General features: G+C 58.6%; 3 protein-coding genes. All 3 read right to left on the bottom strand.

The genetic code is table 11. The features are described 5' to 3' along the window. Window positions 1-523: 523 nt before the first annotated feature. Genes IE191_RS20860 through IE191_RS20850 form a run of 3 tightly spaced genes read right to left on the bottom strand, consistent with a single transcriptional unit; the run spans window position 524 to window position 4,304 of the window. A complete protein-coding gene (locus IE191_RS20860; protein ID WP_191326358.1) occupies window positions 524-2,449 on the bottom strand; it encodes an AAA family ATPase in 1,926 nt (641 codons plus the stop codon). Further along, the gene (locus IE191_RS20855; RefSeq protein WP_191326357.1) at window positions 2,446-2,961 is read right to left on the bottom strand and encodes an ABC-three component system middle component 5; all 516 of its coding nucleotides are present in this window, start codon (window positions 2,959-2,961) and stop codon (window positions 2,446-2,448) included. The genes IE191_RS20860 and IE191_RS20855 overlap by 4 nt, the downstream gene beginning before the upstream one ends. After that, window positions 2,958-4,304, bottom strand: a complete 1,347-nt coding sequence (locus IE191_RS20850; protein WP_191326356.1) for an ABC-three component system protein — start codon at window positions 4,302-4,304, stop codon at window positions 2,958-2,960. Before IE191_RS20850 ends, IE191_RS20855 begins: the two co-directional genes overlap by 4 nt. Between the last annotated feature and the right edge of the window lie 473 nt (window positions 4,305-4,777).

Here is a 4,777-nt window from a genome sequence, read left to right as displayed (position 1 = left end):
CGTCCGACTCCTTCGTGGTCGGACTCTACCATCGGGCGGTCACATTTCAGGGGAGCACGTCAAAAGCTCCGGTCGTCGTTGCAGCGTAAAGCTGCAACGCAGGGCCAGAGGTCGTCGGAGACGTAGGCGGTCGAAGGAGGGTATGGCACAACAGTCGGTAGACGGGGTCGGAAAACCAGTGAATGACGCGGCGCTAGCCAAGCGCGCAAACCCGATGTGGATCCGGTCCGCGAACTCCCATACTGGCCCGCAGCCACATGCTGCATCAGAGGCCGGACAGACGAGAGCACCTGACTACGTTGCCAGACCTCATTTAACGCTTGCATCTTTAGGGGCGTCCACAGACGTCGTTCCCACTTGACGCCTCGAAGGACAGCTCTCGCCAGCACCCGACTTCCAACGCTTCCCAACCGACCATCGAAGTACTACCGGCGCGATCCAAAGCATTGTTTCGAATCGCGGCGCGAGTGTCTAAATGCGTCTTGCCGCGTTTCCGGTTCGCTGCCTTTGGAAGAACACAGTCCTAATTGGTTGTTGTGGTCGATGGAGCGACAATAGCCAAGGAGGGAGCGACCTTCGTGTACTTACGACCAACTACGAGATCGCTGCCCTCCAGTTCGGGGGCGATCTTCGAAGTAGTGAAAATGATCTGGTGAAGATGCTCGGTTTCTGCTGACTTTGACACAAGTAAACGCTGAAAATTCCACGACCGCTCCTCGACCATGCCCTTGTCTTCAATATTGTCGAACAGCATCCATCGTGGAAGGCAGAAGCGCGCATCTGCGATCGACGAAAACATGACTGCTGCGGTAAAGCTATTCTTCAGCACGACCATACCGCTAGCACTACCTGACCGATTCTTGTCTTTGTTAATCGCAATCCAGTCCTCGGCAAAGCTGAAGTCAACATGCTCCACCTTACCGAAATCGGAGTGCTCCTCGAGATCGTGATCGAGGAGCGCTTTGGCCTCGCTGGAGATAAGCGTGTAGGTTGAGCGTTTCCGTTGATCCTGCGACCGGCTGATCGCTTCAACCTCATAGCGCAGGCGAGATACATCGCTGTTTAGGTCTTCCTTCTGTTGCGACAGGGCCCTGATTTTGCGACCAAGCTCAAGCCGTTTTTGAAGCACCTCGAGCTGACTATCGATAAAGCCGACCTTCCGACTGAGTTCGGCAACGCTGGCTTCGCGCTTGGTGGCCGGTCCCGTCCGCGACACCTCGATCGTGGTCGACGCGCGGCGCAGTTCCAGCTTCGCGACGCGCAGATTGGCCGTCATGACCGCAAGTTCGGCTTGACGTTCTTCCTGGAGAATGGTGGACTCCCGAAGCTGCATTTGCAGATCCAGACGCACAGCCAGCGTGCGGGAATCGTCTGTGCCGTGAACATGCGGTTCGTTGCATAGCTGACAATGGTCCGCCGCCCTCTCCCGTACGACTGCGAAGCAGGACGGACAAAACTCAAAGTCGAGGCGTCCCAGGGCCGTGAAGGTCAGAGCTGCATCGTCGAAGTCGCGCAGCGACTCGCGGAGGTGGTCGAGAAACGCGTCGGCGTCCTCGATTTCATAGCCCAGAGTCTCGATCGCATCCGTCAGGTCAACGACCCGACGCCGGCTCGTCCTGAACGCCTTAAGCGCTTCGGCCCGGGCAGACTTCAACGCCTGCGTCGCTTCGCCGTCGTCGTCCTCGTCGCCCAAAGCGTCGATGGCCGCAAGCAGGCGGGTGCGTTCCTGGCTTGCGTTGGCGATGCTGGTCTCAATGTGTTCGACCAGAATCTGTTCGCCGTACCCCGATGCCACTGACATCAGGTTGGTCAGGGCGGTGGATACGTCTTTGTACTTCTTCTCGGTTTCCCGAAGCAGGATCTGTCTGTCGTACAGCTCATAGCCACCAATGCCCGCGAGCAACTCGCCGATCGCCTGCCGGGTTTGCCATGTGTCCCATCGGTCGACCCGGAAGATGCGCTGGATCGGCGTCAGCTGATCGACGTAGATCAGGCGCAGGATCTGATGCATGGTCAGATTGCTAGCGCCATCACTGATCGCCTCGGGCAATCCAATCGCGCGGAATAGGATTTGGCTGAAGCTGTAGCCGCGCTCCGGTCGGCTGTACGGATAGCTTTGCCAGAGATCGGAACCGGCGCTCAGGGCCTGATCCATCGGACCAAAGAAGATATCCATCGGTCGACCGGCATCGGTCGAGACGTGGCGGCGGGTGGTCAGAACGCCCTGCGGTGTGGTGATCTGTAGCAAGACCGCCTCTGCGCGTGACGCATAAGGTTTCCATTCACGAAGGTCGCCGCCGAGGCCGAAGAAAATGAAATCGGCGAGCGTCGACTTCCCTGACCCATTTGAGCCGTGGATGATGTTGACGCCGTGGTGAAAACGCTCGTCGTAGAGGACATTACTCGCCTGATACACAAGCATGCGATCAACGATCAGCTGACTTCTCATGCGACCGGCCCCCGGGTCGGCACACCCGCTCGTTTGAAGATGTTGTCCGGGCCGTTGACGGGAAGGTTGGCGATGTCGGTGATCAAGAAGGTCATCAACGCGGCCTGCGCAGCATTTTGCGCGCTCGCCCGATCGTGGAGAGAGGCAGGTATATTGCGTTGGTCCAGGGAGGCGTATCTATCACGAAGGGCGTCTCGCTTGAGGAGGCTCCGACCAGCCAGCTGCTTCAGCGCCGTAGACTGGTAGAGTTGCAGATCTTGCCAGATCGACGCGGTGCCGGGGAGACTGACGAACAAGTCTTTGAGGGGCGGGAGGCGCAGCGCCCGCAGATTCTCGCGGACCGTCGCCGGAAGCTTCATCCGTAATGCCAAGGATGGATACATCAGAAGCATGTCGAGGACGCGCAGTTGGTCAATGGGAATGCCCTCCCCCTTCCATGTTAGCAAGCGGATCATGCGAAACGCGCAGTGATACGGATCGCGCGCCGAATACCAGATGCGAAGGTCGGTCATGCATCCCAACTCACATGGCAATTGCCCGCCAGATAGTAGAGTGCGTTGTCGACGAGCGCCGACGTAATCTCGCTACCGGGGCTGGAGAATTGCCGGACGCATGGATCGAGGACGTCCGACTGAATGGCATGGTCGACCTGCGCGAGCGTTGCGCCCTCGCTAATCGGCCGTCGAACATGTCGTGCGAACCGGCTTTCCACATCACCCAGCAGTTGCGTGTAGCGTGTGACAGCAGAAGGTTGGGCGATATGGCGGCGAAGGGCCATGGCAAACCGCTCCTTACGGCGCGTGGCATCCTTGATCTGGTAGGCGCGGCCCGCCTCGCGCAACTTCTGATCGAGCGACCGCCGATCATCCGCTGCTACCGTCGTAAAATAGGCGAAATCCTCCATAATGTCGGAGGCTACGCCTTGAGGGGACGGGATGTCGGTTGCGGGCGGCAGAGCAATCTCAACACCGACCGGCGGCAAACTCTGAATTGTCGTGCACAACGGGACTGGCAGCAGACTCTGACCGGCCGAACTTGATGTCAAATTCGCTGCGGCGCCCGCGACGACCAGGCTGCTCCCCGAGGAAGGTAGTGTCCGTAGTAGTTCACATACCGATAGATACACGAGCGCTTGAGTGGTTTCTGGTTTGCAGATGTCAATGTGGTTGGCCTGCACCGCGATTGGCTCAGCGCCGTAAACATTCGGGTTAGCGGTCACGCGGTCCACGATGTGGATACCACCAGTCGTTTCGGTTTCGTAGAACGGACGAACAATGACATTCTCTCGCACCGCGAAGTTCGAGAAGAAGTTGCTGAGATCGAGGAGCTCAGCGCCGCCGTATGCGAGCTGCTGGGATGCCTTGCTTTTGAAGGGCCTGAGAATGAGGTCGAGGGCGGTTGCCAATTGCGCGCCTTGATGCGGCGTGCCCAGAAAGACGACTGCGCGCACTTTCTGGGCCAGATTATTGAACCGGACGTCGGCAGAGTCGGCGCATCGGCGCAGCATCTGCTTCACGATGAGCCCACCCAAGCTATGCGTGATCAGGACGGTATTCTCGGCTTGGCGCGGCCGGCTGATTAATCCGTCTGCGAGTGTTGTTGCGAGATCTTGGATCGACGCGCCGCTGCCGAGCAATATGCCCGCGAATGCAGCGGAATCATACCCGGCGAGATAGACGTTGATGTTGTCAAACTCGTCCGCGAGCCATTGCGGCCAAAAAGCGCCATCTTTTGCGGTCCAGGTCCTAAAACGATCTCCAGACAAACCGTGGATAAACACTACATCGAACGTCGGCGCCGAGACGCCATTCTGTAAACCGGTTGGGAATACCGGTGTAGGTCCTGTTCCCGTCACGACTATTCCATGCCCCCTCGACAAGCCGGTTTCGCTGCTGCGGTGCCTCGCGTCAAGCAGGTCCTGGGGTGAATGAACGAACCTTATCGAGAATCCGCTTCAAAGCACACCAATCGATTCCCACAAATCATGACCTTCCTTGCGGCGTGAATAAGCGGCTGCTGTCGCGCTGGGGGCCGGCTGGGCGCCGGAGAATGACGGGATCGAGCGTGTTGCCGCTAGTCGGTTTCGCCCAGACCGGGCAGCAGGTTCCGTCTGCAGCTGCCGTTGCAAGCCCGAATGTCGAACGGCGCATTATGGTCGGCTGCCTCCGTGTGCGGTTGCCAGGTAGCGTGACGCCCCTGCAAGTCGATGCCGCGACTGGGAACGTCCAATTATTCTAACATAGCCACTTATTGATCCGCTTATCCGCTAGCACTACTTTGGCAGATTATGCATTGGCGGGTCGCTGGGGCGGCATCCGCAGTGCGGGC

This window comes from Novosphingobium pokkalii, from assembly GCF_014652855.1.
Lineage (GTDB): Bacteria > Pseudomonadota > Alphaproteobacteria > Sphingomonadales > Sphingomonadaceae > Novosphingobium > Novosphingobium pokkalii.
This window is presented reverse-complemented; position numbering and strand designations above follow the sequence as displayed.

Coding starts and splice junctions, on each gene's coding strand:
- IE191_RS20860 (WP_191326358.1), bottom strand. CDS start 2,449: ATGAGAAGTCAGCTGATCGTTGATCGCATGCTTGTGTATCAGGCGAGT.
- IE191_RS20855 (WP_191326357.1), bottom strand. CDS start 2,961: ATGACCGACCTTCGCATCTGGTATTCGGCGCGCGATCCGTATCACTGC.